A 26,534-nucleotide genomic window follows, 5' to 3' on the forward strand; every position below is an offset into this window, starting at 1 on the left:
CATGACTGCTGACACCAACGCATCCCCCCTCGACGTCCACATCAACGCCCTCACCGGCGGCCCCGCCGACCTCTCCCAGTACGCCGGCAAGGCCGTGCTCGTCGTGAACGTGGCCTCCAAGTGCGGCCTGACCCCGCAGTACACGGGTCTGGAGAAGCTCCAGGAGCAGTACGCGGAGCGTGGCTTCACCGTGCTCGGCGTGCCCTGCAACCAGTTCATGGGGCAGGAGCCCGGCAGCGCCGAGGAGATCGCCGAGTTCTGCTCGGCGACGTACGGCGTGACCTTTCCGATGACCGAGAAGGTCGAGGTGAACGGCGAGGGCCGGCATCCGCTGTACGACCGCCTGGTCGGCTTCGCCGACGCCGAGGGACACAGCGGCGACATCCGCTGGAACTTCGAGAAGTTCCTGATCGGCCGGGACGGCACCATCGTCGCCCGCTTCTCGCCGCAGACCGAGCCGGAGGCGGCGGAGGTCGTGGCCGCCGTCGAGGCTCAGCTGGGTTGACCTTGCCCTTGGGGCAGGGCTGAGCGTCCTGTGTCACCGGGCGGAAGGCGCCCGGTGACGGAGGATGACGTGGTGGACCTTCATGACGAAGAGCTGCTCACCATCGGGGCGTTCGCCGCGCGGGCCCGGCTGTCGGCCAAGGCGCTGCGGCTGTACGACCGCCTCGGGCTGCTGGCCCCGGCGCATGTCGACGAGGTCAGCGGCTACCGCTACTACCGCGCCGACCAGATCGGACGCGCCCGCCTCGTGGCGCTCCTGCGCCAGCTGGACATGCCGCTCGCGCGGATCGCCGAGGTCGTCGAGGCACCGGACGGGGCCACGGCCGCCGGCCGGCTCGACGCGTACTGGGCGGACGTGGAGGCGCGGTTCGCGGGGCAGCGGACGCTCGCCGGGTACCTCCGTGGACGACTGTCGGGGAGGAGCTCCGAGATGTACGGAAAGTTCGTGGTCGAGACGGTGGACGTGCCCGAACAGGTGCTGATCACCGAGACGCGGCATGTGCTGGCGGGCGAGCTGCCGGCGTGGATCGGCGCGTCGCTGGGGCGTCTGGAGGAGGGGGCACGGGAGTGCGGCGGCAGCACGGCGGCGCCGTTCGTCGTGTACCACTCCGAGGTGTCGACGGAGAGCGACGGACCGGCCGAGTCGTGCGTGCCGGTGGCCGACGAGGCGGCGGCCCGGGCCTGGGTCGAGAAGCAGGGCCGTACGCGGGAGACGAAGGTCCGTGTGGAGCCGGCTCAGCGGCTGGCGTACACCCGGATCACCAAGGCGCAGGTGGCCCATCCGCAGATCCTGGCCGCCTTCGAGGCGGTGGAGGAGTGGATCCCGAAGCAGGGGCTGTGGCAGGCCGGCCCGTGCCGGGAGGTGTACTTCGCGGACTGGGACACGGCGGGGGCCGAGGACCCGGTGTGCGATGTGGCGTTTCCGGTGAGGTGACGGATGCCGTGCTGAGCAGGGCCTGAACAGGGCCGAGCCCCCTCGGCCGGGACGGCGGGCCAGTCGAGAGGGCTCTTTCTGTGGTGCGCGTGGGTGTTGAACGGGCGTTACTTGACCGACGCCACGAAGACGTTCCACGCATCGGCGGGGAAGGCCAGAACGGGGCCTTCGGGGGTCTTGGAGTCCCGGACGGCGAGCGCCGACGGGACAGGAGACTTGATCTCGACGCAAGCGCCGTTTCCGGTCGAGTACGAGGATTTGGTCCACTCGGGGGTGGCGCCCTGCTGAATTGCCATGGTTGCTCCGGTCTGGCAAGTTGACGAGTCGCCAACGTTGTTGATCGATGGCGTGATCGACGCTACTCGCCAACTTCCCCGCCTGAAGAAGCGATTCACTCGACCGGATGGCATATTCCAGAGGAGTCTTCCTTTCAGCCCGGTGAACGTGTACTCTCCGGCGCCCTTACTCGGGTGTTGAGCGTCAGCCCGCATACTCTTTCGCGACGTCTGCAATGAACTGGCGTGATTGGTCCACGTTCAGGGCCTGCGCCCTGAGGTGTTCGTACATGACGCAGTACTTCTGGACATCGGCGGGCTTCTCCAGATAGAGATCGCTGGTGACGCCCTCGATGTAGACGACGCTCGAGTCGCCCGCATCGGGGAACTCCAGGACCGCGTACTGGCCGTTGAGGCCGGGATGCGCCCCCACCGAGTACGGCATGACCTGAACGGTGATGTGCGGAAGCCGGGACATCTCGACCAGGTGGTCCAGCTGTTCGCGCATCACCTGCCGGTTTCCGACGACGCGCCGCAGGGCGGCCTCGTCGAGCACCGCCCACAGGCGCAGCGGGTTCTCCTCGGCGCAGATGCGTTCCTGCCGCCGCAGGCGCACCTGGACGCGTTTGTCGACCTCGGCCTCCGACGTCTCGGGCAGTGCGCCCTGGATGAGCGCCTCGGCGTACGGCCGCGTCTGCAACAGGCCGGAGATCACCTGCGGTTCGTAGACCCGCAGCGAGGCCGCGTCCGTCTCCAGACCGATGTAGACGCTGTACGGAATGTCCCCGAACGCGTGCCACCAGCCCTGCTGGCGCGAGTCCTTGGCCATCTGCATCAGCGAGTCCACGATCCGGTGGTCCTCCACCTCGTAGACCCCGCACAGGTCACGGACGTCGCGCTGGCTGATGCTGCGTCGGCCGTTCTCCAGCCGGCTGATCTTCGACTGTGACACCAGCAGCCGCTCCGCCACCTCCTCGGCCGTCATGCCCTTGAGCTCGCGGAGCCTGCGCAGCTCCTGGCCGAGCCGGCGCCGCCTGACGGTGGGATTGACATTGGACGCCACGGGACGTGCACCTCCGGCTGCATGCCTCGAACTTTGCCACTTTGCGTATCTGCTGCTGAGCAGACTGCCACCAAGGTGCTTCTTACCGCTGGGAAACAGCGGATATGCGGCGCGTACGCGTCAGTTCGCCCGCGCACATGCGACCGCGCGGGGCGGTGGAACCCGTCTGTCGTCCGGACGACGGGTCCCGCCGCCCCGCGCGGACCGCTGCGGCTCCCGAACCGGGTCTGTGGGGCGTCTGTGGGGCCCTGTTCCATGGCTCGGCGGCGCGTGGCGGTGCGTGGTGCGGACGTGCTGCTTGCTGTCGTGCTGCTCTGCTGTGGTGCGGTCGTGGTGCGGTGCCGTGGGACTGCGGCTCAGTGAGCCACGGCTCGCGCCATCGATCCGCGGCGTGGCTGCGCCGGGACCCCGCGGGCGGGCTCCGCCGCGGGCCTGGCTCCGGCGGCCGCTCGGCCGGCCGGTGCCGCGCTGCGGCGTGGCTGGGCCGCCACGCCGTTCTGGACGTCCATCACGGCGTGCGCCACGAGACCGCCCATCGGGTCATGCCGGATCAGATCCCGTAGCCGGGAACGGGACGAGCGTCCCTCGTTGCCCGGATACAGGTGCTTGCCGAGGCCGACCGCGTGGGCCAGTGCGGCGAGCGCCGCGGTCCGCGGGTCCGGCGGTACGCCGGTGCGGATCGCTGAATCCAGCCGGGCCCTGATCTCCCGGCTGATGGCGTTGTCCGTCGCCTGGTAACGAGTCGTCGGCAACACCCCGCACATCTGGCCGGCCACGGCATGCACCATGCCGCACCGCTCCAGATGCGAGAGGTAGGTCTGGCGGAGCCCCAGTCGTGGCCCGCCGATCCAGTGAACTGCACGTACCGGAGCGCCGCGCCTGCGCAGCAACTCCAACGCGCAGTCCAGCGTCGGATCTCCTGTCGGCCGTGGTACGACCACGGCGATACGATCCCCGTCTGGGGCTATCCGTCCGGCCAGCGCCAGCTCCACTAGCTGTGCTCCGGCCAGACCGAGGTCGAGCGACTGCGGCTGTGCAGTGGTACCCGTGGCCGGGTCCAGTGCCAGCAGCAGAAGCTCCTCCGGAAGTGTTCTGCGGCTCCTGCCCATCCATGCCTCCCCGCGTGGATGAATGACAGGGTGACCCCTCTCACATTGGTCTGTCGAGGGTGCGTGACCGGTTCGTAGTGGAACCAGTAGGTATGTCGTTCTCGTCTACCGCAGGGGTCAGGTCCGCACACAGGACACTGGTACATGGTTCGGACAGCGCTGTGGAACGGTGGCCCAGGCGGCTGTTCCACGGTTTCGGGTAGGTGCACGGGGTACGTGCGCCGCATGGAGGAGGCATCGGTGGCGGGCGAGTCCCCCGACAGGTCGAAGCAGCGCGAGTCGTCGGCAGAACCGACGTCGGGGAGCGCGGGTCCGGTTCCCGAGGCCAGGAAGGCCGCGGCGGACCCTCGGCTCGCCGTGGCTCGGGAGTCCGCGTCGGGCGACGCGGGCGGTCGCGTGGATACGGCGACGCAGGTGCTCTCCGTGCGGGAGCTCACCGAGGGTTCGGCGGAGGACGGTGACGCCGGTGACGCCGGCGGCCCCGAGGAGCGGGACCGTACCGAGGCGGAGGGTGACGAGCGGTTGCGTGCGGCTGTGGCCGCGTGGGTGACGTCCGCGGACGAGAAGCGGTCCACTCCCGCGGAGACGGACGAGGACGCCGGGGAGAACGCCGAGCAGAACGGGGACGACGCGGCCGGGGAGGACGGCTCCGGGGCGGACTCCGAGGGGGAGACCGACGGGGAGGCGTCCACGGAGGCTGCCGAGGAGGCCTCAGCGGACGGGACCCAGGAGACGGCCGAAGAAGCGGCTGCGGACGCCGACACGGAGCCCGACGGGGAAACCGACGAGCAGACGTCCACAGAAGCCGCCGAGGAAGCCTCGGCGCACGCGGCCGAGGAGACGGCTGCGGGCGCTGCCGAAGTCGGCGACACCGCCGACGTCGAGGCGGCCGGCGGCAGCGCCGAGGACGCCGGAGACGCCGACTCCGCCCAAGAGGCCGACGGCAGCGACGAGTCCGGCCGGGACGGCGACGGCACCTCCAAGCCCGTGGACCAGCCCACCGCTGTCTTCCGGGCCGTACGCCCCGCCGAGCCCGCCGTCGACCAGCCCACCACCATGCTGAAGCTGGGCGACGTCAAGAAGGCGCCGAAGGAGGGCGCCGAGAAGGCCGCCTCCGCCGCTGAGGCCGAAGCCGAGCGCACCAGTAAGTTCGTTGCGCTGAAGCCCCTGGACGATCCCGAGACGCGCAAGCCCCGTCCGGCCGAGGCCACCACCGCGCTGCCCAGGGTTCCCGCGGACGCGACCGCTTCCGTGCCGCAGGTCGGCCCGGAGCGGACGACGCAGCAGCCGCTGCCGCCGAAGCCGCCGCTGGATCTGCTGGCCGAGCTGACCAACACCCCGCCGCCCCCGGAGACTCCGCTGCGGACGGCGGTACGGCGGGTCAAGATCTGGACGCCGCTGGCACTGCTGCTGGTGATCGTGTTTGCGATCGTGCAGGCCGTACGCCCGCTCCCGACGCCCACCCTCGAGCTCACCGCCGAGGAGTCGTACACCTTCGAGGGCGACAAGGTCTCCCTGCCGTGGCCGACCGAGGGTCAGGGCGCGATGGACGTCACCGGCATCGGCACGATGGGCAACTTCGGTGAGCAGAAGCCGGTTGCCATCGGCTCGGTCGCCAAGGCCATGACGGCGTACATCATCCTCAAGGAGCACCCGCTGAAGGCGGGCGAGGAGGGCCCGAACATCGAGGTCGACGCCACCGCCGAGAAGGAGGGCGGTTACGACCAGCAGGGCGAGTCGACGCTGAACACCGTCAAGAAGGGCGACCAGCTCACCGAACGGCAGGCGATCTCCGCCATCATGATTCCCTCCGCGAACAACATCGCCCGTCTGCTGGCGCGTTGGGACGCCGGTTCCGAGGAGGCGTTCGTCAAGAAGATGAACGACACCGCCAAGGAACTCGGCATGAAGAACACGACGTACACCGACCCCTCCGGTCTGCAGGAGTCCACGGTCTCCACCGCCGAGGACCAGGTGAAGCTGGGCAACGAGCTGGTGCGGATGCCGGCGCTGGTGGAGATCACCAAGCTGCCCGAGTGGGTCGACCCGTCCGGCCAGAAGTGGCGCAACTGGAACAACCTCGTGCCGTACGACGGCGCCATCGGCATCAAGACCGGCACCACCACCGCGGCCGGCGGCAACCTGCTCTTCGCCGCCACCAAGGAGGTCGGCGGCGAGACGGTCACCGTCGTCGGCGCGATCCTCGGCCAGCACACGGCGCCGATCATCGACACGGTGAACGCGGTCAGCAGGACCGCGATGCTCGGCGCGCAGGACGCGCTGGCCTCGGCGAAGATCCTGAAGAAGGGTGACGTCGTCGGGTATGTGGACGACCAGCTCGGCGGCCGTACGCCGGTGGTCGTGACCGAGGACGTCGCCGCGGTCGGCTGGGCGGGGCTGAAGGTGGAGCTGTCCTTCGCCGCCGACGACGTACCGCACACCGCGAAGGCCGGCACCAAGGTCGGCACGCTCACCGTGGGCGACGGCAGCGGCGGCGCGGTCGAGGTGCCGGTGGCCCTGCAGTCGGACCTCGCCGAGCCGGGCTTCACGGCCAAGCTGACCCGAATCGGCTGATTGCCGCAGTCCCGGCGCACCCCGTCGGCGAGGCCCTCCTCCGGGGGCTCGTCGGCGGGGTGCGTGCTAGCGTCACGAATCGGGACAGGGTGCCCGCGTGACCGACGGGCGCGGAAACCCCCGGCCACAGAGCCGAGAACCGGCCGGAAACGGCGCGTACGGCCGAGAACAGAAGACGGGACACGGGGAGTGCCAAGAGGTGGCCACTGCGGAGCCGACACGCACCGACGACACCGGTCCGGGCCCGGGATCCGGTCCGCGAATACGCGTGCCCGCGGATCGGCCGGACGGGTCCGGCCGGCCCGGCCGCGGGAAGACGGCCGCCGCTCTGCGTGAGCGGCTGACCCGGCACCCCGTCCTCGTCGCCACCGGCCTCTCCGGAATCCTCCACGTCATCTGGTTCTTCACGTTCGCGAACAGTGGCGGCGACCTGGCGGCGCAGGACGCCTGGGCCGAGTTCGTCGGCCGGCATCCGGACTCGGCGTACAACCTCGCCTGGTACGGCGGGATGCACCCGGTGTCGTACAGCATGGTGTCGCCGTATCTGATGTCGGTGCTCGGGGTGCGGACCACGATGATGATCGCGGGGACGCTGTCCGCGGGGCTGCTGACGCTGATACTGGTGCGCAGCCGGGTGGTCCGGCAGCCGCTCTGGCCGGCGCTGGCGGGGGTGTACGCGCTGCTGTGCAACGCGGCGTCGGGGCGGGTGACGTTCGGCCTGGGCACGATGTTCGCGCTGGGCGCGGTGGCCGTCGTGTTCTGCTGGCCGTACCGCTGGCGCTACAAGCGGTGGGCGAAGGCGCTGTGCGCGGCGCCGCTGGCCGCGCTCGCCACCATGTCCTCACCGGTCGCCGGTCTGTTCGTGGGGCTGGTGGCGGCGGCGCTGTTCCTGCAGAAGCGGCGGCCGGGCGCGTGGGCGCTGGGGCTGGCACCGAGCGCCGTGGTGGCGGTGTCCGCGTGGGCGTTCCCGTTCTCCGGCACCCAGCCGATGTCCTTCGGGTCGGCGTCCCTTCCGCTGCTCTACGCGGTCTTCGTCTTCCTCCTGGTCCCGCACGACTGGAAGACCGTGCGGATCACGGCAGCCGTGTACGCCCTCGCGGTGCTGCTGGTGTGGCTGATCAGCTCGCAGATCGGCTCGAACATCACCCGGCTGGCGATGCTGTTCGCCGGGGTGGCGCTGCTGGCGGCGCTGCCGTTCACGGTGCCGCGGTCACGCAAGTGGTACGCGATCGTGGTGGCGTTCGCCGGTTTCACCGCCTGGATCGGCTTCAAGTCGGTCGACGACGTCGTCCACACGACTCCGACGGCGTCCTGGGCGCGCGAGCTGGCGCCGCTGGTCAACCAGCTCCAGGAGGCCGGCGCCGAGAAGGGCCGCGTCGAGGTGGTCCCGGCCCGCTCGCACCGCGAGGCCTCCGCCCTCGCCCCGTACGTCAACCTGGCCCGCGGCTGGAACCGCCAGGCCGACATGAAGCGCAACCCGCTCTTCTACGACGACACCCTCAACTCGGCGAACTACCACGAGTGGCTCAAGCGCTGGGCGGTGCGCTACGTCGTCCTGCCCAAGGACGACCCGGACGGCGACGGCGGTGAGCGGGAGCGCGAGCTGGTGCAGCGCGGGCTGCCGTATCTCAAGCAGATCTGGGGCGACGCCAACTGGCAGCTGTTCGCGGTCGACGACCCGACGCCACTGGCCGATCCGCCGGCCACCGTCGAGCGGGCCGAGCAGGGCGAGATGACCCTCCGTGTGACACAGCCGGGCCGGGTCCTGATCCGCGTCCCCTACTCCCCCTGGCTCAAGCTCGTCGACGCCGAGGGCAAGGGGGTCCAGGAACCGCAGGAGACGGAGGCGTCCAAGGACCGACCCGACGGCACTCCGAAGACGTACCGCAACGTGAACGGCTGTCTGATGGAGACGGAGGAGGACGCGGAGGGCGACAAGTGGACGGTGCTGCTCGCTCCGCGGGCCGGGACGTATCGGCTGGCCTCGCCCTACGACCTGCCCCGGGGGACACCGTGCCCTCAGGAGCTGCGGTGACGCTCGGCGCAGCTCCACCTGCCTGACGGACTCCGGGCGAAGTCGGACGGAATGCCTCTCCCCATCTGACGCAACGTCAGCTAGACCGGACGCATGACAGACGACGCGGCACACACAGCCGACACCCGCAGCGACATGTACGCGGAACTGGCCGCCGTCGGCCCCTACGGAGCCGACCTCGGGCACGCCCTGATCACCATGGTCGAGCCGCACCCCGGCCGGGAGCGCGAGTACAACCGCTGGTACGAGGACGACCACTACATCGCCGGCGCGATGGCCATGCCCTGGATGTACGCGGGGCGCCGCTGGGTGGCCCCACGCGAACTGCAGCTCCTGCGCTACCCCGAGAAGTCCGCCGTCGCGCAGCCGGTCACGGCGGGATGCTACCTGTCCGTCTACTGGATCACCGCGGGCCGCTACGCCGACCACATGCGGTGGACCGTCGGCATCAACAAGCGCCTCAACCGCGACCACCGCGTCTTCCAGGACCGCACCCACGTCTTCACCGCCTTCCAGGACCACACCGCGACCGCCTACCGCGACGGCGGCCACGGCCCGCGTGACATCCACGCCCTCGACCACCCCTACGCCGGGCTCGTCGTCCAGGTCATCGACGCCGGCTCCCCCGGCAGGCGCGAGGAACTGCTCGCCTGGCTGCGCGACGACCACCTCCCGAAACGGCTGGCGGGCTCCCCCGCGGCCATGGTGACCGTCTTCACGCCGACGCCGCTGCCCCTGGACCGGATGACCTACGTCAAGCAGGTCGAGGGCGTCGGGACCCGGCTGACCCTGCTGTGGTTCCTCCAGCACGACCCACGCGACGCCTGGCAGGACCACTTCACGGACCTGGACACGGCAGTCGCCGCCTCGGGGCTGGGCGACGTCACGTTCGTCGCCCCCTTCATCCCCACCGTTCCGGGGACGGACCGCTACGTGGACGAGCTGCGGTGACCTCCTTCAGGACCGCCTGAATCCCCGCTCAGCTCCCGGTCAGGGACTGCTCGGCCCAGATGGTCTTGCCGGCGGGGGCGTGCCGGGTGCCCCAGCGGCGGGCGAGCTGGGCGACCAGCAGCAGGCCGCGCCCGCCCTCGTCGAAGATCCGGGCCCGCCGCATGTGCGGGGTGGTGCTGCTCGAGTCGGAGACTTCGCAGATCAGGGTGTTGTTCTCGTGAATCAGCCGGAGCTGGATGGGCGGCCGGCCGTAGCGGATGGCATTGGTGACGAGTTCGCTGACCATCAGTTCGGTGACGAAGACGGCGTCGGTGAGTCCCCAGGCCGCCAGCTTGCCGGTGGCCAGCTGGCGGGCCCCGGCGACGGCGGCGGGGTCGCAGGCCAGGTCCCAGGCGGCGACCCGGTCGGGGTGAAGGGCCCGGGTGCGGGCGATGAGCAGGGCGATGTCGTCGTCCGGGCGGTGGGTCAGCAGGGCCGTGAGTACCCCGTCGCAGACCGACTCCGGTGTCCGGGCGGGGCGGGCGAGGGCGGCGAACATCTTGTCCAGGGCCTCGTCGATGTCGCGGTCGCGGATTTCGAGCAGACCGTCGGTGTACAGGACGAGGAGGCTGCCTTCGGGCAGTTCGGTCTCGCTGGTCTCGAACGGCAGACCGCCCAGGCCCAGCGGCGGGCCGGCGGGGACGTCGAGGAGGTACACGGCGCCGTCCGGGGTGACCACGGCGGGCGGGGGGTGGCCGGCCCGGGCGAGGGTGCAGCGGCGGGAGACCGGATCGTAGACGGCGTACAGGCAGGTGGTGCCGATGCCCCCGGCGGTCTCGGCGGCGCCGCCCGTGACGGCCTCGTCGGTGGACAGGCGGATGACGAGGTCGTCCAGGTGGGTGAGCAGCTCGTCGGGCGGCAGGTCGACGTCGGCCAGGGTGCGCACCGCGGTGCACAGCCGGCCCATGGTGGCCGAGGCACGCATGCCGTGGCCGACCACATCGCCCACCACGAGGGCCACCCGCGCGCCGGACAGCGGGATCACGTCGAACCAGTCGCCGCCCACACCGGCCCGGCTGCCGGCGGGCAGGTAGCGGGAGGCGATCTCGAGGGCCGCCTGGTCGGGCATTGTCTGCGGGAGCAGGCTGCGCTGCAGGGTCATGGTCGTGGTGCGATCGCGGGCGGGCCGGCGGGCGTTGTGGATGCCGACGGCCGCCCGGGCCGTGAGCTGCTCGGCAAGCCACAGGTCCTCCGGTGTGAAGGGCTCCGGGCTCCGGTGACGGCCGAAGAGGGCCACGCCGACCGTGGTGTCCTGTGAGCGCATCGGCACCACCAGCAGTGAGTGTGTCCCCACCTCGCGGATCCGGGCGGCCTGGGGGTCCTCGCCCGCCCACCGGGCGACGGCGAAGTCAGCCGTCGCGTACAGGGCACCACGGCCCTGGACCAGGCATTCGGCCACGGGCGACAGTGCCGCGTAGGCGGTTGTCTCGCCCGCCCCGGCCACGGACTCGGGGTGCTCGTCGAGGACCGACTGCACCGCGATGCGGCGCAGGGTGACGGCCCCGGCCAGCAGGGCGGAGGACAACTCCTCGCTGCTCCCGGGGACGTCGAGCAGGTCGACGACGGTGAAGTCGGCGAGGCGGGGGACGGCGGCGTCGGCCAGTTCCTGTGCGGTGCGCGCGAGGTCCGAGGTGGTGCCGATGCGGGCGCCGACGTCCTTCAGCAGGAGCGTGTGCTGCCGGGCGGGCGGCTCCTGCGCCCTGTGGTGCGCCACCAGGCATACGGCGCGCACCCGGCCGTCCGTGTCTCTTATCGGGGTCAGCGAGGCCGGCCGACCGTGCTGCGGGCCTGGCGGCGTCGCGGGGCGGATGTCGGCCTGCAGGTACTGCGGCTCGCCGGTTTCGAAGGCCAGGCGCATCCTCCTGTCGGCCTCCTCGCTCGCGGGATGCGGCGCGATCTCCGGCAGCCGCAGCCCGCGCATCTCGGTCTCCGTGAAGCCGAGCGCGCGCTCCATGGCGACGTTCGCCCGCACCAGTCGCAGATCCGTGTCGAAGACCGCCAGGCCGCAGGGGGACTGGGTGAACACCCATTCCCCCAGCGTCTTTTCGCCGGGCGTGCTGGACCGGCCCGCCACGGCGGACACCACGAGCCACTCGTCGGCCTGCCCGCCGGGCGGGCGCCGGTTGGCGAGCAGGCGCAGCCGAAGCCGGCTGCCGTCGCGGTGCCGCACCGCCACGCTGCCGCTCCACCTGTCCCGCCCGGGTGCATCCCGCCGCGCGCTTCCGCCGGGTTCGTCGGCGAGCAGATGTACGGCGGGGCGTCCCACGACCTGCGGGGGCTCGTAGCCGAGCAGCCGCCGCGCCCCCTCGCTCCACCCCGTCACGATGCCCTGCGCATCGACGGTGGCCGCGGCCGTGTACGCCGACTCGCCGAAGTCGTCCGCCCTGTCGGGCCGCTCACCAGGAGGGGTGGGAAGTCGCTCCATCGCCGCTCATCTCGTCCTCGCTAGTTCCTTTCCCCGCAGTCCCACGGGAACCTGCACGGCCAGGGCCCTACTGACAAGCATGATCCTGCGAGGCACGCAGCACCAACGCAGCGCCGTCACGAGGGGTCCAGCTGGCTGCGGGCGAATCAGGTGGCAGGAAGCCGGTCGGCGCGCTGTCCCGCCCCGGCCGGGCGGCCCGGAAAATCTTCAGAAAGTGCCCACGGCGTGGAACCGCGTCCCGGGCTCTCCGCGTGAAGTACGGCAATAGCGACATCTCGGTGCATATCCACAGCCTTCGAGGGTGTGTGCAGTGATGACCGAGCCGATCCGTCGGAGGAAAGTCCCAGTAATCCCATGAGTTCCACACCCACGCCGTACAACGAAGCCCTCGCAGCCGCTCAGCCCCGGCTGGCCCCGCGTGAGCAGGAGGTTCTGCGGCACATCGCCGCAGGGCGCACCTACGCTCAAACGGCCCGCCGCATGGGGCTTTCCCAGCACACGGTCGACGCCTATCTGCGCCGTATCCGGACCAAGCTCGGCATCAACAGCACGGCAGAACTCATGCGGCTGGCCATCACCCTCGGGCTGTGACAGTGACGCCCGGCCGCCGGACAGGATGCCTTCCGGGAAGGGTCATGCATCTGATGCATCTCGATCTGCCCGTCCGAGACATGCTGTGCAGCCGGCGGTTCTACGAGACCTACTTCGGCTTCGGCCCCGGCACCGCGCAGCAGTACGACGACGGGACGGTCATCATCCGCAACGCCGACGGTTTCGATCTCGCCTTGCACGGCGGCCAGGACGTCGGGCCACTGCCCCCGTTCCTCCACTTCGGCTCCGGCTCTCCGACCCTGGTGAGGTACGCACCCTGCTCGCTCGGATGCGAGCGGACGGAGTGAACATCATCGAGCACCATGACGAGCCGGCCTACGTCGCGTTCAAATGCACGGATCCGGACGGCCACCAGGTCGAAACGTACTGGGAGCCTCAGGAGACCTCGCCATGACCGACCAACCCCGTTACTCGCCTGGCGGCCCGTGAGCGAGGCCGATCGCCCGGCCGTCGGCCTCGAGCCCGCTCGGCCCTACACCGCTCGGCAGCCGGGCTCCCGAACGGTCGGGGACTGCCCGGCGGCATTTCTGCGGGCTTTTACCGGACGCCTCCGGCTCTATCAAGTCCCGAGTTGTCGGAACGTGACGGCGTTGTGCCGGTCGGACCTACTGAAAGTGCGGGCCTCACCGAACAAGGACACGGGGCCGCACGGTAGGGGCGGAAAACCCCTCGGTGGCAGAAGGAGAAAACCCATGATCCACGGTGTTCACACACACAACGACGCACAGCTCAAGCGGCGGGGCTTCCGCCTCGCCATGGTCTTCGCCTCGACCGCTTTGATCTCCGGAAGCGTCATCCTTCCGGCAACCGCCGCAACGACGGCCGTGAGCCAGCCCACGGTCGCGAGCGTCGTCACCGACAGCGGAAAGGGCGGTGACGAGCGATGGGGTGGCCGCGGCGGCACCGGCGAGTGGCCCAGCGGGAAGGACGGCACCGGCGGCAACCCCTTCGGCCACCTCGGCGACCCCTGTGCGCCTGGGTACAAGGGCAATTCTCCCACTGCCTCGTGCTACCTCACGGACGACAGAGGGAAGGGCGGCACCGGCGGAACGGGCGGTACCGGCGGTGCCGCCAGCAATGGCTGGAAGCCGACTTCCGCAGTTGAGAGGTTCCGTGGTTGAGAGGCAGGCGGTTGTCCTGGATCCGGGGCTGATCTGCGCGAACGGGTGTGACGAGCCGCCGGGGTCGTGTGTCCACGGCCTCGGTGGCCGTTGGTCTGGTCAGGTGCTGTTCATGAGTCTGGAGATCCGCTCATCTTTGGCGGGCATCGGCACGCCGCACCCGTGAAGGCTTTGCCTGGGCGTCGCCGATGCGGGTGGTCTGGTGCAGGCGTCCGGCCGGGCCGGCGAGGGTGACCTGGTGGACTCGCCGACACTCGGTCCCGAGGGTGCGCCAGGTTGTGCCGGTGCGGCGGTCTGTCGGGGATGTGGTGTGCAGCGCCTGTCGGTGGCCAGTTCCTGCTGGCCACTGTCAAGCGCCAGGGTTGCGTATCCCTGCGGCTTGTAGCTGACGTACCCGCCTTCGTCAAGACACCTTTTCTCGTGACATGACCGGAGTCGTCCGCTCGGGCCTACTTGAGAGGCGCCCGCTTCCAGTCGCGGGGCACACCGCGAGGCCAGGCCTTCTGCCCTCGCCTTTAAATCCGCAGGGTGAAACACGCTCAATCAGCAGGAAACGACCTCTTAAGGGCCTGGGAGGGGGCCTCCGGAGCGAGGGGGAAGACTTATGGAAAGTCACCAATGTCATTGGAATGTCCCGATACTGCGACAAGCCCCTAATGTCCGTTGACGCCATCATGGCCGACCTCCCACGCTGGTGAGTAAGCAACCCACCCATCCCCAAAGGAGATCATCATGGAGACAAGCACCCGAAGGCGCATCCGACACCTCGTCGGCGCGTCCTGCGCTGCTGCGCTGCTCGCCGGAACGGTGGGCGTGGCGAGCGCCGAGGCGGTGCCTCAGACAACGAAGGCCACGGTGGAATCGCTGAGCGCGGCACCACTCATGCCCTGCGAGAAGCAAAACGAGGACGGCACGTGGGGACCGCCGGGCTGCACCCCGCCATGAAGTGAGGCAATCACCACGGACCTCGCGTTTTCACCAGACCTGGGGTGGTCACCGGCCAGTGGCCTCACGCTTTCACCAAGTGTGTCGCCCAAGGCTTGATCACAAACCCGAGAAATGCTTCTGACCCGCAACAACAGGAATTGTCGAGGGTCCTGTTGGCTGCGCGGAAAGAAGCACTTGCACGATTCCTCTGTGTCGCATGCTACGGCTGTGAGGAGCCGGTCCCCGTCGGCACCACTGCGCCGAGGGGCAACCGCTGGACGCGGCGGCCTGCCTGCGCGCCACCGGCCGGTCCGTCTATGCGATCAACCCGCTGACCGCCTGCTACCGCGACCGCTACGCCCTGGGCCGCAAAAGGTCCGACCACCTGAACGCCAAGGTCCTGGCGCACCTCTTGCGCACCGGCATCGCTGAACACCGGCCCCTGCCCGCGGACAGCGAACTGGCCCAGGCCATCACCGTCCTGGCCTGCGCCCGGCAAGACGCCGTGTAGGACCCCCGCCGAGCAGGCCACCGGACAAAGACCGCGCCAGCGCCTGCGCAGGTCAGTCGCGCTTCCGGAGGAGACGTTTCCTTTCCGGGCGGATGGTCATGCTGCTGTTCCGCCGAATCGGCCGAGCGCAGTCCTGACTTTCAGACGTCCTCTAGAATGTGATCACTGACACCGAATCCGAGCTGAAGTTGGTCACGTAGGCCCGGTCCTCAATCGGGGACACCACCACCCCCAGCGGGCCGCGGTCGACGGGGAGGGTGTCGCCCTCCTTGCGGTTCGTCGCGGTGTCGATCACCGACACCGAACGCTCGCTGGAGTTGGCCACGTAGACCCGGTCCTCAATCGGGGACGCCGTCACTCCTGCCGGGCCGCGGCCGACGGGGATGGGCTTGCTTTCCTTGCGGTTCGTCGCGGTGTCGATCACCGACACCGAATCCGAGCTGAAGTTGGTCACGTAGACCCGGTCCCCATTCCGGGACACCGCCACCCCTCTTGGGCCGCGGCCGACGGGGATGGGCTTGCCCTCCGGGCGGTTCGTCGCGGTGTTGATCACCGACACCGAACCCGAGCTGGAGTTGGCCACGTAGATCCGGTCCTCATTCGGGGACGCCGTCACTCCTGTCGGGCCGCGGCCGACGGGGATGGGGTTGCCCTCCTTGCGGTTCGTCGCGGTGTTGATCACCGACACCGAATCCGAGCTCTCGTTGGTCACGTAGACCCGGTCCTCAATCGGGGACGCCGTCACTCCTGCCGGGCCGCGGCCGACGGGGATGGGGTTGCCCTCCTTGCGGTTCGTCGCGGTGTCGATCACCGACACCGAACCCTCGCTGGAGTTGGCCACGTAGACCCGGTCCCCATTCCGGGACACCGCCACCCCCCTCGGGCCGCGGCCGACGGGGATGGGCTTGCCCTCCGGGCGGTTCGTCGCGGTGTCGATCACCGACACCGAACCCGAGCTGAAGTTGGTCACGTAGACCCGGTCCCCATTCGGGGACACCGCCACCCCTGCCGGGCCGTCGCCGACCTGGATCGGGGACACTTCAGGACCCTGTGTCAGGTAGAGGCCGACACCCCCCGCGACCAGCGCCACCGCCACCACCCCCGCAATGAGCCTGGCCCGTCGACTTCTGGGCCACGGCAGGCGACGCCGCGGCCGGACCACGTCACCTTTGTGTGGCGGCAGTCCCGGGGGCGGGCCGGTCAGTTCCTCCGGCTCGGCCGACGGCAGCGGTTCCCGGGGCGGACCGGTCGTGTCCTCCCGCTCGGCCGACGGCAGGACCTCGGTCGGCGGGGACGGCTCCGAGGAGCGCGGCGGCTTCGGGCCGGTCGGTTCCTCCTGCTCGGCCGGCGGCATGACCAGGGGGCGCGAAGGGGAAGGGCCGGGTTGGGCGGCGATGGGGGTGAGCAGCTGGGCTGCCTCATCACCGTCCATCCGCTGCTCGGGGTCCTTGGCCAGGAGCCCGAGGAGGACCGGGGTCAGCTCCGTTGCCTGGCGCGGCGGGGTGGGAAACTCGGACAGCACGGCGCTCAGCGTGGTGACGGCGGTGTCGCGGTCGAAGGGGCCGGTCCCCTCGAGCGCGAAATACAGGGTGGCGCCGAGTGAGAACAGGTCGCAGGCCGGGGTGGGTTCACCGTGGGCCCGTTCCGGGGCCATGTAGCCCGGGGTCCCGAGGAAATCCGCGGTGGCGGTCAGGCGCTCTCCGGAGTTCGGCTCCAGCGAGATGCCGTAGTCGATCAGCAGTACCTGGCAGCCCTCCGTAGGGTGGGAGGGCTGCGGGCCGGGGCAGGTCAGCAGGACGTTGGCCGGTTTGACGTCCCGGTGCAGGATGCCGAGCCGGTGACCCTCCTGCAGGGCGTCGAGGACCGCCAGCCCGATCCGGGCGACGTCGGCGGGCGGCAGCGGTCCCCGCTCGCGCACCACCGCGTCCAGGTCCATGGCGCCGGGGACGAATTCCATGACGATCCACGGCAGGCCGTCGGCCTCCAGGATGTCGTACACAGTGACCACATGGGGATGGTTGCGCAGCCGGGCAGCGTGCTGCGCTTCGCCGCGGGCCCTCGTGATCCGGGCGCTCACCTCTTGTTCCGGGAGGTCCGGCGGCAGGACGATCTCCTTGAGCGCGACCTCGCACACCAGTCGCTCGTCATACGCCTGCCACACCCGTCCCCTGCCGCCAGTGCCGAGCCGACGCAGAAGCCGGTAGCGCCCGGCGATCACGCGCCCGGCGGCCTCGTGCACTCCCGTCATGGCGTTCCCTCTTCCAGGGCGGCCCAGCAGGGTCCCCGGCGAGCGTTACAGACCCCCTTCAGGTATTTCATATCGCCCGAAGAGCGGCAAGTCGCCCAGAACAGGCGTAGTCCACGTATGTTCCCCCAGTAGATCAGTGGCATCGTCGTCGCCGCTCTCGTCCTGTTCCACTTCCTCTGCTCCCCTTCGAGAAAGGCCGTGTCGCACAACCCGACGGAACCCGCCACGATCCTGTGGCGGGTTCCGTCGTCAAGGCCGATCAGCACATGTGGCGTGCTCAGCCGATCGAGTTCGACTGCTCGTTGCCGTCGTTGTCGTTGCCCTCGATGGAGTTCGACTGCTTGTTGCCGTCGTTGCCGTCGCCCTCGATGGAGTTCGACTGCTTGTTGCCGTCGTTGTCGTTGCCCTTGATCGAGTTCTCCTGCTCGTTGAAGTCGTTGTCGTTGCCCTTGATCGAGTTCTCCTGCTCGTTGAAGTCGTTGTCGTCGCCCTCGATCGAGTTCTTCTGCTTGTTGAAGTCGTTACCGTCGCCCTTGATCCGGTTCTTCTGCTTGTTGAAGTCGTTGTCGTTGCCCTTGATCCGGTTCTTCTGCTCGTTGAAGTCGTTGTCCCCGCCCTGCACCGCGCTCACCGCGGCCTTCGTCGTCTGAGGAACCGCTTGAGCGCTCGCCACCCCTGCCGTTCCGGCAATAATCGCAGCAACGCAAGAAACGCCGACGATGCGGGAGATGCGTACGCGCATGTTTGCAGCCATGATGTTTTCTCCTTGAGTGAATTTGATTCGCTTTTTGAAGTGCGGCAAGCCGAGATTTCCACTTGCCTGTTGCGCCACTTAGATGTGGCGGCCCGGCGATTCGCCTAGAACCACATTCACCCATCGCAAGAAACAAGCAAAGCTACGGAAGCTCGGGGCTTGACAGGATCAATATCAGAAGTTAAATTCCGCGGCCCGGAGACGACGAAACCCGCCACGGTCCTGTGGCGGGTTCACCTCGTCGAGGCCGATCGGCAGGTGTGACGTGTTCAGCCGATCGAGTTCGTCTGGGTGTTGTCGTCGTTGTCGTTGCCCACGATCAAGTTCAGCTGGCTGTTGTCGTCGTTGTCGTCGCCATCGATCGAGTTCGTCTGGGTGTTCCCGTCGTTGTCGTTGCCCACGATCAAGTTCGTCTGGGTGTTCCCGTCGTTGCCGTCGCCATCGATCGAGTTCTCCTGCTCGTTGTCGTCGTTGTCGTTGCCCACGATCAAGTTCGTCTGGGTGTTGCCGTCGTTGCCCTCGTTGTCGTCGCCCTCGCCGTAGCCGGCCTTCTCGTCCTTGCCCTTGTCGTGGCCGTAGTCGCCATAGGAGACGCTGCCGTTCGACGCCCCGAATTCAGCCGGGGTGAGAGAGCTTGCGGCGGGGGCGGAGATCGCGAGAGCCGCGGCTGCAGCCGCGGAGACGAAGAAGGTGCGAGTAATGCGCATGGGGAGACATTCCTTTCGCCACGACTGCGATGGCCGGCACGGCACCGGCTCATCAGGAATCGCAGTAGCGACGTGATCACCCTCAGCCGAATACGGGTCGCGCACCACTGGAAGATGGAGCATTCGGGTGACATTGTGGGCTGTTCGAGTGGGTTGGGGCGAAAAACTGCCCTTTTGGTCGCACCCGGTCATCCAGTTGGGGTATGGGGCCGTGCCCGGAAGCCACGGCGTCGGATCCCGACGGTGAGCCGTCCATGGCGTTCCCCTTTCCTCGCGCCCCCCATACCCTGACGACCCGTCAGACAACGTGTCGGAGCCGGGAGTCTGCGATGTCACTGCTGGAGGGAAAGACCGTGGTCGTCTCGGGGGTCGGCGCCGGACTGGGTCACCAGGTCGCGGCGGCGGTCGTACGGGACGGCGGGAACGCGGTACTGGGTGCGCGGACGGCGGAGAACCTCGCCAAGAGCGCGGCCGCGATCGATCCGCACGGGGCGCACACGGCGTACCGGGCGACCGACATCACCGACGAGGGGCAGTGCGAGGAGCTGGCCGGGCTGGCGCGGGAGCGGTTCGGGGGGATCGACGCGGTCGTCCATGTCGCCGCCTGGGACAGCTACTTCGGCGGGCTGGAGGACGCCGACTTCTCGGTCTGGCTGTCGGTGGTCGACGTCAACCTGCTGGGGACGCTGCGGATGACGCGGGCGTGTCTGCCGGGGCTGAAGGAGAGCGGCGGGGGTTCGGTGGTGTTCGTCGGGACGCAGTCGGCGGTGGCGGCGCCGTCGCAGGTGCGGCAGGCGGCGTACGCGGCGTCGAAGGGGGCGTTGACGAGCGCGATGTACTCGCTGGCGCGGGAGCTCGGGCCGTATCGGATCCGCGTGAACACCGTGCTGCCGGGGTGGATGTGGGGACCGCCGGTGCAGGCGTACGTGCGGTTCGCCGCGCACACCGAGGGGGTGCCGGAGGACGAGGTGCTGGGGCGGCTGACCGGGCGGATGGCGTTGCCGGAGCTGGCCACGGACGGGGATGTGGCGGACGCGGCGGTGTTCCTGGCGTCGGACCGGGCGCGGGCCATCACCGGGCAGTCGCTGCTGGTCAACGCGGGGGAGCTGATGCGCTGACCGCACCCCTCCTGGATTCATGTCTGTGAACGAAGGTCACCGGACAGAACATTTTTGCCTGCTCTTGACCTTCCTCTTGCTTGTCGTGCCCTCGTCACCGCACTCACGATGAGCGGGCCGTTCACAAGGCGGACCCTGGAAGGGTGGCACATGAACAGTCTCGACTGGGCCGTGCTCATCGGCTACTTCGGTGTCATGGTCGCGATCGGCATCTGGTCGCACAAGCGCGTGGACAACGTCAGCGACTTCTTCACCGCCGGCGGGAAGATGCCGTGGTGGCTGTCCGGCATCTCGCACCACATGTCCGGATACAGCGCGGTGATGTTCACCGGGTACGCAGGCATCGCCTACACCTACGGCGTGACCTCCTTCGTGACGTGGTCCTTCCCGATCGCGCTGGGCATCGCCATCGGGTCGAAGCTGTTCGCGCCGCGTATCAACCGGCTGCGCTCGCGGCTGCATGTGGCATCCCCGCTGGAGTACCTGAAGAGCCGTTACGACCTCAAGACCCAGCAGGCACTGGCCTGGTCGGGCATGCTGCTGAAGATCGTGGACGTGGGCGCGAAGTGGGCGGCGATCGCGACCCTGCTGTCGGTGTTCACCGGGGTCTCCCTGAACGAGGGCATCCTCATCACCGGTGGGATCACGGCCGTGTACTGCACCATCGGCGGCCTGTGGGCGGACGCGCTGACGGAACTGGGACAGTTCGTCATCCAACTCCTCGCCGGTATAGCGATGTTCGTCGCCGTCGTGGTGGAACTCGGCGACTACGGCGGGTTCTTCGGCGTCTGGGACCGGCCGGAGCTGGACGGACACGAGAAGCCGCTGGTGGGGCCGTACGGGACGGTCTTCCTGCTCGCCTTCCTCTTCATCAAGCTGTTCGAGTACAACGGCGGCATGCTCAACCAGGCCCAGCGGTACATGGCGACGCCCACGCCGCGGGAGGCGGAGCGCTCGGCCCGGCTGTCGGCGATCCTGTGGCTGGTCTGGCCGCTGGTGCTGTTCTTCCCCATGTGGATGTCGCCACTGCTGGTGGAGTCGCAGAAGCCGGACGGCTCCGACTCCTACGCCCTGATGACCGAACAGCTCCTCCCGCACGGCCTGTTGGGCCTGGTCATCGTCGGCTTCTTCTCGCACACCATGGCCATGTGCTCCTCCGACGCCAACGCGATCGCCGCCGTGTTCACCCGGGACTGCGCGCCCGTGGTGTGGGCCAGGGCCCGGTCGTGGAGCGAGCGCCAGGGCCTGGTCGTGGCCCGCATCGCCACCGTCGTCTTCCTCGGGCTGTCCATGGCGGCGGCCACGCAGGTCAACTCCCCCACCTTCAAGGACATCATCACCGTGGTGATCAAGTGGGTCGCCGGTCTGATGGGCCCGATGGCCATCCCGATGATGCTGGGCCTGCTGCGGCCGTTCCGCCGCTCCGGGCCGACCGCGGCGCTCGTCAGCTGGTCGATGGGTCTGCTCGCCTTCTGGCTGGTCAACTACCCGATCAACTGGAACGTCGAGGGTGGAGTGCCGCTCCAGTACCAGGTGTCCGTGCCGCTGGCGGTGTCGCTGGTGCTGTACATCCTCATCGGGTACATGAAGCCCGAGGACACCCCGGAGCGGCTGGCGATCATCGAGCGGATCAACACCGACGGGGACGGGGCGGCAGCGGCTGCGGTCCCGTCGCCCGCCGGGTCGGTGGACGACGTGGTGCGTACGACGACGAAGGACTGACCTGACGTCAGCTGCTCGGGTGCTCACCGACCTTGTCGACGACGCCGATCCCGAGCAGGGCCGTCTCGTCCGTACCGAGGTAGTCCAGGGACGTCTTGTCGAAGACCCACGTGTCGAGGTCGTCGCTGTCCTGGAAGGTGAGCCCGATGCCGTGCCGGCCGGCGGCGTCCTGTGCGTCCTCGACCACGGTGACGCCCGGGATCTTCGCCGCGGCACGGTAGAGGGCGGCGCTCACGTCGGGGACGAGGACGGACCGGTCCAGCATCGAGTCGATCATCTCCATCGCCGCCTCCTCGTGGGTCGGTCCCTGTCCCTCGGTGTCGGCCCAGATCTTCTGGTACAGCTTCTCCGGGTCGGCCGGCAGGGCCTCCAGCTTCCGGTAGGTGGCGTTGTTGGGGTCGGCGCTCATCACCATGTCGTGGGTCGACTTGCCACCGCGGAACGGCCCCCCGCCGGGCGACGGGTCCAGCACCGTGATCGTGGCCAGCCCTTCCCGCCTGCCGTCGACCGCCTGCCAGTCCGTGCGCCGGTACTTCCACTCCTTGCCGGCCTCCCACCAGTCGGTGCCCTGGACACGGGTGTAGACGTACTGGTCGTCGCGGACGGGCACGGTCTGCTTGGCGTCGGCGACCGTGGCGATGCGGTTCAGCAGGGCCACGGCTTCCTGGTCGGTGACGGGCTTGCCGGGTTCGCCGGAACCGGTGGCGGCGAGCGCGACGGCGACCACGGCGGCGGCCGTGACGAGGGGGACGGCGATCTTCACGACACGTCGGCGGGGGACAGGGGCGGACTTCTGGGTGAACTCGCGCATCAGACGGTCCTTCAGCAGGCTCTGACGGTCGCTCGGCAGGACCGGTTCACCCGGGCTCGGCAGCAGCCGGGCCAGTTCTTCACGCTCTGCGGGGTTCATCGGCACTTCTCCTGGTTCGACCGGGCCGCTCGCTGCGGCCATCCGGTTCCTGTCCGGCGGCGGGAGTGCGTCCCGGGGTTTTCCTCAGTTCCGCCTCGGCCAGCCGCCGCAGTCGCTGCCGGGCGCGGGCGAGACGCGAGCGCACAGTGCTGACGGGGACGCCGAGGGCGTCGGCGGCGGCCGCGTAGCTCAGGCCCGACCAGACGCACAGCGAGAACACCTCGCGCTCGGGTCTGCGCAGCCGGTGCAGTGCCGCCCGGGCGGCCGCGAGCCGTTCGGCGTCCTCCATACGACCGACCAGTTCGTCGGCGAAGTCCGGCACGGTCTCGCGGTCGCTGCGCCGGTCCGGGAGCCGGGCGAGCGCGGCGCTGTGCCGGCGGGCGGCTCGGCGGGAGTTGCGCAGGACGTTGGTGGCAATGCCGTACAGCCAGGGCCGCAGCCCGTCGCCCTCATGAGGGTCGGAGGGCTCGGGTCTGAGCCGGTCCCGCAGGCGCCAGGCCTCCAGGAAAGTCAGCGACACCGCGTCCTCCGCGGCGCCACGGTCGCCGGTCAGCCGGGCGGCGTGGCCGTAGAGGGCCTGCGCGTGGGCCGAGAACAGTTCGGCGAAGGCCTCCGGATCGCCGGCCCGTATCCGGGCGCGTAGAGATAGGTCCACAGCCCGGCCTGTCCGCTCGGCACCCGGCGTTCCTGTGATGTCGGTCACAGTCCGATGGGGCTCACCCCCGCGGATAGCGCGCCAGCCATGCCGGTGACGCGCCCGCCGGGCTGTGCAGGGCCGGGCCCTGGGTCATCTCCATGGCGAAGTCGTCGGCCAGTTCCAGGATCGTGGGCCGGCCCTCCAGCTCGGCCAGCCAGGCCGGCGGAAGCGCCGTCTCGCCGTGCAGGGCTCCGAGGAGGCCGCCGGTGAGGGCGGCGGTCGTGGCGGAGGGTCCGTCGTGATTGACGGCGAGACGCAGCCCCTGCCGTACGTCCTCACCGACCAGCGCGCAGTAGACGGCGGCGGAGACAACCCTCTCCGCCGTACCCTCCCCCGCCAGCTCCGCCACCCGCGCCGGCGTCGGGATCCCCTGCCGTACCGCGCCCAGCGCGTACTGCAACGCCTCCGACACCGGCTGATGCCCCGGACGGGCGGCGAGCAGGGCGAGCGCCCGCTGCACGGCACCGTCCAGGCTGTCGCCCCGCGCCAGCGCATGCACGATCACGGCGTACGCGCCCGCCGCGAGGTAGGCGGTGGGGTGGCCGTGGGTCTGGGCGGCGCACTCCACGGCGAGCTGCACGACCAGTTGCGGCTCCCAGCCGACGAGCAGACCGAACGGCGCGGAACGGGCCGCCGCCTCGGGACCGGCCTCACCGGGGTTCTTCGGCATGTCCAGCGTGCCCATGACCTCGTCGCCGAGGCCCAGCAGCAGGGCCCGGGCCGGGTCGCGGCGGGCGTACAGCCACTCCTCGCGGGCCAGCCAGCCGTCGTCCTTGCGGCGCAGGTCCGGCCCCCAGTCCCGCTGGGTGGCGGCCCAGCGCAGATACGCCCGGTGCAGGTCGGTGGGCGGATGCCAGGCGCCGGTGTCCCGGCGGACCTGGGCGCGGATCAGCCCGTCGACGGTGAACAGCGTGAGCTGGGTGCGGTCGGTGACGGCACCGCGTCTGCCGTACGCGGGGGCGAGGTCGACGACGCCTTCCGGGCCGTGCGCCTCCCGGATCCCGTCCAGCGTCAGCCCGTCGACCGGCGCACCGAGCGCGTCCCCGACGGCGACGCCGAGCAGCGTGCCGCGCACGCGGCTGCGGAAGTCCTGCTGCTCGGTACGGCCCCAGACGGCGCCGGCTGTCGCGTCCACCAGACCTCCCGGGACACCGTCCGTACGTACGATGCTCAGCACTGTATTCGACTGGGGACGATCGGATCAGTGGGCGGATCGGTGTGCCCCGAGTGGTCGCGAGTGGTCAGACAGTCGGTGAGCGCGCCATACCGCGGGACGCCGCGGACAGGGGTCGGCCGCCCGGGCGACAGGGCCCAGGCGGCCGATCTGCGTCGATCTCCGTCCGCGCTCGTGCGTCACGAGCAGAAGGGGAACGTCCCCTCCCCGTTCTCGCCGAACAACTTCCACCAGTCGCCGTCGAGGAACTGCCGCTTCCAGTCGTCGATCTCCTCTTCCGAGACCTCGTACTTCTCGGCGGCCTCGGCGCTCGTCGTGTGCCCGGACATCACGGACATCACGATTCGCATCTTGTCCGGCCCCGAGAGCTTCGCCCCCTCCAGTTGGTCCGGCAGCAGGTCGCTGAACCGGAAACAACCAGGCTTGCCGGGCTCCCCCGGCTGACCGGGCTCGCCGCCCTCCCCGCCCTTGCCGCCCTCCCCGCCCTTGCCGCAGTCCGAACGGTGGCCGAGGGGATCACTGGAATCGTTGGAGTAGCTGGTGCCTGTTGTGGGACTCTGCGCCGCCTGGGCGGCGTACGTGGCGCCGGTGACGAGAGTTACCGAGGCCACCGTCAGGATGAGTGGACGCTGCCAGCGACTTCTGGACATGGGGGTTCTCCGTTTCCAAGGCAAAAATGTCACCTACAGGCGCTGGGCCCCGGACGCCATGTCCGGCCGACCGGGGCCCAGCGCGGTGATCAATGGGGGGACCGGGGCGGAGGTCTTCAAGATCTCCACCCCGTCGAGGTGGGGCCGTCGTGGCCTGTGGCGATCAGAAGAAGCTGCTGCCGCCGGCGCCGCCGGGACCGCCGTCGCCGAAGACGCTGCCGCCACCGGCGCCACCGGGACCGCCGTCGCCGAAGAAGCTGTTGCCGCCGTTACCGCCGGGACCGCCGTCGCCGAAGACGCTGTTGCCGCCGCCACCGCCACCGCCACCGTCGCCGAAGAAGCTGTTGCCGCCGGCACCACCGCCGCCACCGTCGCCGAAGACGCTGTTGCCGCCGCCACCGCCACCGCCACCGCCGCCGAAGAAGCTGTTGCCGCCGGCACCACCGGGACCGCCATCGCCGAAGACGCTGCCGCCACCGGAGCCGCCGGAGCCACCGCCGCCGAAGAGGCTGCTGCCACCGGCACCACCGGCGCCACCGTCGGTGACGACGCTCGAGACCATGGAGTGGCTCTGGCTCGGGGCCGCCGTCGCGGCGGATGCCGGAAGGGCGGCGCCTCCGGTGATCAGAGCAGCCGAGGCGAAGACCAGCGCGAAGCGGCGGCCCCGCCGCTTGGACTTGGCGTCGTTGCGGGTGTCGGCGTTGGGGGTGTGAACGTTGCGGGTCATGGGTCTTCTCCTTATGAGAGGGATTTCTGACCTGCCCCGGGAATTCGGGGCAGTGGCCGACGGATCGGTTCCGACCGGGACCGCCGTGCCGGAATAACCGGCGGTTCGGTGAGAGAATCCTCATGGAGGAGGATTTCTGTCGCACCGTGCGGTCTCATTTCCTTTTCGGTGAGGCCCGCACTTCAATTAGGCCTGACCGACAAAGCGCCGTCATGCTCCGAGGACTCGGGACTTGACGGAGCCGGAAGCGTCGGGTAAAAGCTGCGACGGCCCGCACCTGCGGCTTTCCTGCGGACATGCGAACGGCCTGGCTGGGCGTTGCCGCCCAGCCAGGCCGTAAATTCGAGACTGCCCGCAGAAGTCAGGTCAGAGTGTTGCCGTTCCCATTGCCGTTCCCGTTGCCGTTGACGGTGTTGTTGTCCCCGATGACGATGATGGTGACAGGGCCGTTCCCATTGCCGTTCCCATTACCGTGCTTGTTGCCGCCGTGGCGGTTGTGCTTATTGTTGTGCTTGTTGTAATTGTTGTACTTCTTGTATTTTTTGTGCTTGGAGTGACCGTCGTGACCGCCGTGCTCGACTGCAGTCGTGGCCACGGTGCCGGCGTGCGGCGTCGCCGGGGCGGCGAACGCACTGGTGGGCATCAGCGCACCTCCTGCGGCGAGGGCGGTCGTGGCGGTGGCCATCACAAGGCGCTGCGTCCGAGAGGTGCGGGGCATGGGAATTCTCCTCCAGCGAGAAAAGTCGG

24 protein-coding genes and 1 pseudogene are annotated in these 26,534 nt (G+C 69.5%); 12 read left to right on the forward strand and 13 right to left on the reverse strand.

What is annotated here, in order from left to right:
* Nucleotide 1: 1 nt before the first annotated feature.
* Both ACFV7R_RS11955 and ACFV7R_RS11960 read left to right on the forward strand, forming a co-directional pair.
* A complete protein-coding gene (locus ACFV7R_RS11955; RefSeq protein WP_385262711.1) occupies nucleotides 2-505 on the forward strand; it encodes a glutathione peroxidase in 504 nt (167 codons plus the stop codon).
* 54 nt (nucleotides 506-559) lie between these two features.
* Nucleotides 560-1,438: a MerR family transcriptional regulator gene (locus ACFV7R_RS11960; protein ID WP_385262713.1), complete on the forward strand. Its 879-nt coding sequence runs from the start codon at nucleotides 560-562 to the stop codon at nucleotides 1,436-1,438.
* 107 nt (nucleotides 1,439-1,545) lie between these two features.
* On the opposite strand, the gene ACFV7R_RS11965 is transcribed toward ACFV7R_RS11960, so the two are convergent.
* The 3 genes from ACFV7R_RS11965 to ACFV7R_RS11975 form a co-directional block, all read right to left on the reverse strand.
* Nucleotides 1,546-1,734, reverse strand: coding sequence for a DUF397 domain-containing protein (locus tag ACFV7R_RS11965; RefSeq protein WP_129800052.1), 189 nt, complete (start codon nucleotides 1,732-1,734; stop codon nucleotides 1,546-1,548).
* A 184-nt stretch (nucleotides 1,735-1,918) separates the two neighbouring features.
* Nucleotides 1,919-2,776, reverse strand: a complete 858-nt coding sequence (locus ACFV7R_RS11970; protein ID WP_129800053.1) for a helix-turn-helix transcriptional regulator — start codon at nucleotides 2,774-2,776, stop codon at nucleotides 1,919-1,921.
* A 356-nt stretch (nucleotides 2,777-3,132) separates the two neighbouring features.
* Nucleotides 3,133-3,885 carry a GPP34 family phosphoprotein gene (locus ACFV7R_RS11975; protein ID WP_224734706.1) on the reverse strand — a complete coding sequence of 251 codons (753 nt, stop codon included), beginning with the start codon at nucleotides 3,883-3,885 and terminating at the stop codon, nucleotides 3,133-3,135.
* Between the two features lie 225 nt (nucleotides 3,886-4,110).
* On the opposite strand from ACFV7R_RS11975, the gene ACFV7R_RS11980 reads away from it, so the two are divergent.
* The 3 genes from ACFV7R_RS11980 (at nucleotide 4,111) to ACFV7R_RS11990 (ending at nucleotide 9,445) form a co-directional block, all read left to right on the forward strand.
* Nucleotides 4,111-6,459: a D-alanyl-D-alanine carboxypeptidase gene (locus ACFV7R_RS11980; protein ID WP_385262848.1), complete on the forward strand. Its 2,349-nt coding sequence runs from the start codon at nucleotides 4,111-4,113 to the stop codon at nucleotides 6,457-6,459.
* Between the two features lie 199 nt (nucleotides 6,460-6,658).
* On the forward strand, nucleotides 6,659-8,494 hold the full coding sequence (locus tag ACFV7R_RS11985) for an MFS transporter (protein WP_385262717.1): 1,836 nt from the start codon (nucleotides 6,659-6,661) through the stop codon (nucleotides 8,492-8,494).
* A 93-nt stretch (nucleotides 8,495-8,587) separates the two neighbouring features.
* A complete protein-coding gene (locus ACFV7R_RS11990) occupies nucleotides 8,588-9,445 on the forward strand; it encodes a hypothetical protein (RefSeq protein ID WP_385262719.1) in 858 nt (285 codons plus the stop codon).
* 28 nt (nucleotides 9,446-9,473) lie between these two features.
* Here ACFV7R_RS11990 and ACFV7R_RS11995 read toward each other — a convergent pair whose 3' ends face one another.
* A complete protein-coding gene (locus ACFV7R_RS11995) occupies nucleotides 9,474-11,909 on the reverse strand; it encodes a SpoIIE family protein phosphatase (protein ID WP_385262722.1) in 2,436 nt (811 codons plus the stop codon).
* Between the two features lie 354 nt (nucleotides 11,910-12,263).
* On the opposite strand from ACFV7R_RS11995, the gene ACFV7R_RS12000 reads away from it, so the two are divergent.
* The 5 genes and pseudogenes from ACFV7R_RS12000 to ACFV7R_RS12020 form a co-directional block, all read left to right on the forward strand.
* Nucleotides 12,264-12,500 (forward strand): response regulator transcription factor, encoded by a 237-nt coding sequence (locus tag ACFV7R_RS12000; protein WP_385262725.1) that lies wholly within the window; start codon nucleotides 12,264-12,266, stop codon nucleotides 12,498-12,500.
* A gap of 44 nt (nucleotides 12,501-12,544) precedes the next feature.
* Nucleotides 12,545-12,808 (forward strand): VOC family protein, encoded by a 264-nt coding sequence (locus ACFV7R_RS12005; protein WP_385262727.1) that lies wholly within the window; start codon nucleotides 12,545-12,547, stop codon nucleotides 12,806-12,808.
* Between the two features lie 405 nt (nucleotides 12,809-13,213).
* Complete coding sequence (locus ACFV7R_RS12010; protein WP_385262729.1) at nucleotides 13,214-13,642, forward strand: hypothetical protein; 429 nt, start codon at nucleotides 13,214-13,216, stop codon at nucleotides 13,640-13,642.
* Between the two features lie 732 nt (nucleotides 13,643-14,374).
* Complete coding sequence (locus tag ACFV7R_RS12015; protein WP_385262731.1) at nucleotides 14,375-14,587, forward strand: hypothetical protein; 213 nt, start codon at nucleotides 14,375-14,377, stop codon at nucleotides 14,585-14,587.
* A gap of 268 nt (nucleotides 14,588-14,855) precedes the next feature.
* Nucleotides 14,856-15,077, forward strand: a pseudogene (locus ACFV7R_RS12020) (transposase); the annotation flags it as partial.
* Between the two features lie 154 nt (nucleotides 15,078-15,231).
* Here ACFV7R_RS12020 and ACFV7R_RS12025 read toward each other — a convergent pair.
* The 3 genes from ACFV7R_RS12025 to ACFV7R_RS12035 all read right to left on the reverse strand — a co-directional run bounded on the left by ACFV7R_RS12025 (nucleotide 15,232) and on the right by ACFV7R_RS12035 (nucleotide 18,789).
* On the reverse strand, nucleotides 15,232-17,328 hold the full coding sequence (locus tag ACFV7R_RS12025; RefSeq protein ID WP_385262733.1) for a protein kinase: 2,097 nt from the start codon (nucleotides 17,326-17,328) through the stop codon (nucleotides 15,232-15,234).
* A 277-nt stretch (nucleotides 17,329-17,605) separates the two neighbouring features.
* Nucleotides 17,606-17,959 (reverse strand): hypothetical protein, encoded by a 354-nt coding sequence (locus ACFV7R_RS12030; RefSeq protein WP_385262736.1) that lies wholly within the window; start codon nucleotides 17,957-17,959, stop codon nucleotides 17,606-17,608.
* A 392-nt stretch (nucleotides 17,960-18,351) separates the two neighbouring features.
* Nucleotides 18,352-18,789 (reverse strand): hypothetical protein, encoded by a 438-nt coding sequence (locus ACFV7R_RS12035; RefSeq protein WP_385262738.1) that lies wholly within the window; start codon nucleotides 18,787-18,789, stop codon nucleotides 18,352-18,354.
* 329 nt (nucleotides 18,790-19,118) lie between these two features.
* On the opposite strand from ACFV7R_RS12035, the gene ACFV7R_RS12040 reads away from it, so the two are divergent.
* Both ACFV7R_RS12040 and ACFV7R_RS12045 read left to right on the forward strand, forming a co-directional pair.
* Nucleotides 19,119-19,907 (forward strand): SDR family oxidoreductase, encoded by a 789-nt coding sequence (locus tag ACFV7R_RS12040; protein WP_385262740.1) that lies wholly within the window; start codon nucleotides 19,119-19,121, stop codon nucleotides 19,905-19,907.
* Nucleotides 19,908-20,057: 150 nt separating this feature from the next.
* The gene (locus tag ACFV7R_RS12045; RefSeq protein WP_385262743.1) at nucleotides 20,058-21,629 is read left to right on the forward strand and encodes a sodium:solute symporter family protein; all 1,572 of its coding nucleotides are present in this window, start codon (nucleotides 20,058-20,060) and stop codon (nucleotides 21,627-21,629) included.
* A gap of 7 nt (nucleotides 21,630-21,636) precedes the next feature.
* On the opposite strand, the gene ACFV7R_RS12050 is transcribed toward ACFV7R_RS12045, so the two are convergent.
* The 6 genes from ACFV7R_RS12050 to ACFV7R_RS12075 form a co-directional block, all read right to left on the reverse strand.
* Nucleotides 21,637-22,539, reverse strand: a complete 903-nt coding sequence (locus ACFV7R_RS12050) for a CU044_5270 family protein (RefSeq protein WP_385262746.1) — start codon at nucleotides 22,537-22,539, stop codon at nucleotides 21,637-21,639.
* On the reverse strand, nucleotides 22,520-23,194 hold the full coding sequence (locus ACFV7R_RS12055) for an RNA polymerase sigma factor (RefSeq protein ID WP_385262748.1): 675 nt from the start codon (nucleotides 23,192-23,194) through the stop codon (nucleotides 22,520-22,522). The genes ACFV7R_RS12050 and ACFV7R_RS12055 overlap by 20 nt, the downstream gene beginning before the upstream one ends.
* A gap of 61 nt (nucleotides 23,195-23,255) precedes the next feature.
* Nucleotides 23,256-24,371, reverse strand: coding sequence for an ADP-ribosylglycohydrolase family protein (locus ACFV7R_RS12060; RefSeq protein ID WP_385262750.1), 1,116 nt, complete (start codon nucleotides 24,369-24,371; stop codon nucleotides 23,256-23,258).
* Between the two features lie 218 nt (nucleotides 24,372-24,589).
* Nucleotides 24,590-25,060, reverse strand: coding sequence for a hypothetical protein (locus ACFV7R_RS12065; protein ID WP_385262751.1), 471 nt, complete (start codon nucleotides 25,058-25,060; stop codon nucleotides 24,590-24,592).
* A gap of 163 nt (nucleotides 25,061-25,223) precedes the next feature.
* Complete coding sequence (locus ACFV7R_RS12070) at nucleotides 25,224-25,787, reverse strand: hypothetical protein (RefSeq protein ID WP_385262754.1); 564 nt, start codon at nucleotides 25,785-25,787, stop codon at nucleotides 25,224-25,226.
* A gap of 361 nt (nucleotides 25,788-26,148) precedes the next feature.
* Nucleotides 26,149-26,505, reverse strand: a complete 357-nt coding sequence (locus tag ACFV7R_RS12075; RefSeq protein WP_385262757.1) for a hypothetical protein — start codon at nucleotides 26,503-26,505, stop codon at nucleotides 26,149-26,151.
* Nucleotides 26,506-26,534 lie beyond the last annotated feature (29 nt).

This window comes from Streptomyces sp. NPDC059866 (assembly GCF_042731325.1).
In the GTDB taxonomy this organism is placed as follows: Bacteria; Actinomycetota; Actinomycetes; order Streptomycetales; family Streptomycetaceae; genus Streptomyces; species Streptomyces flavusporus.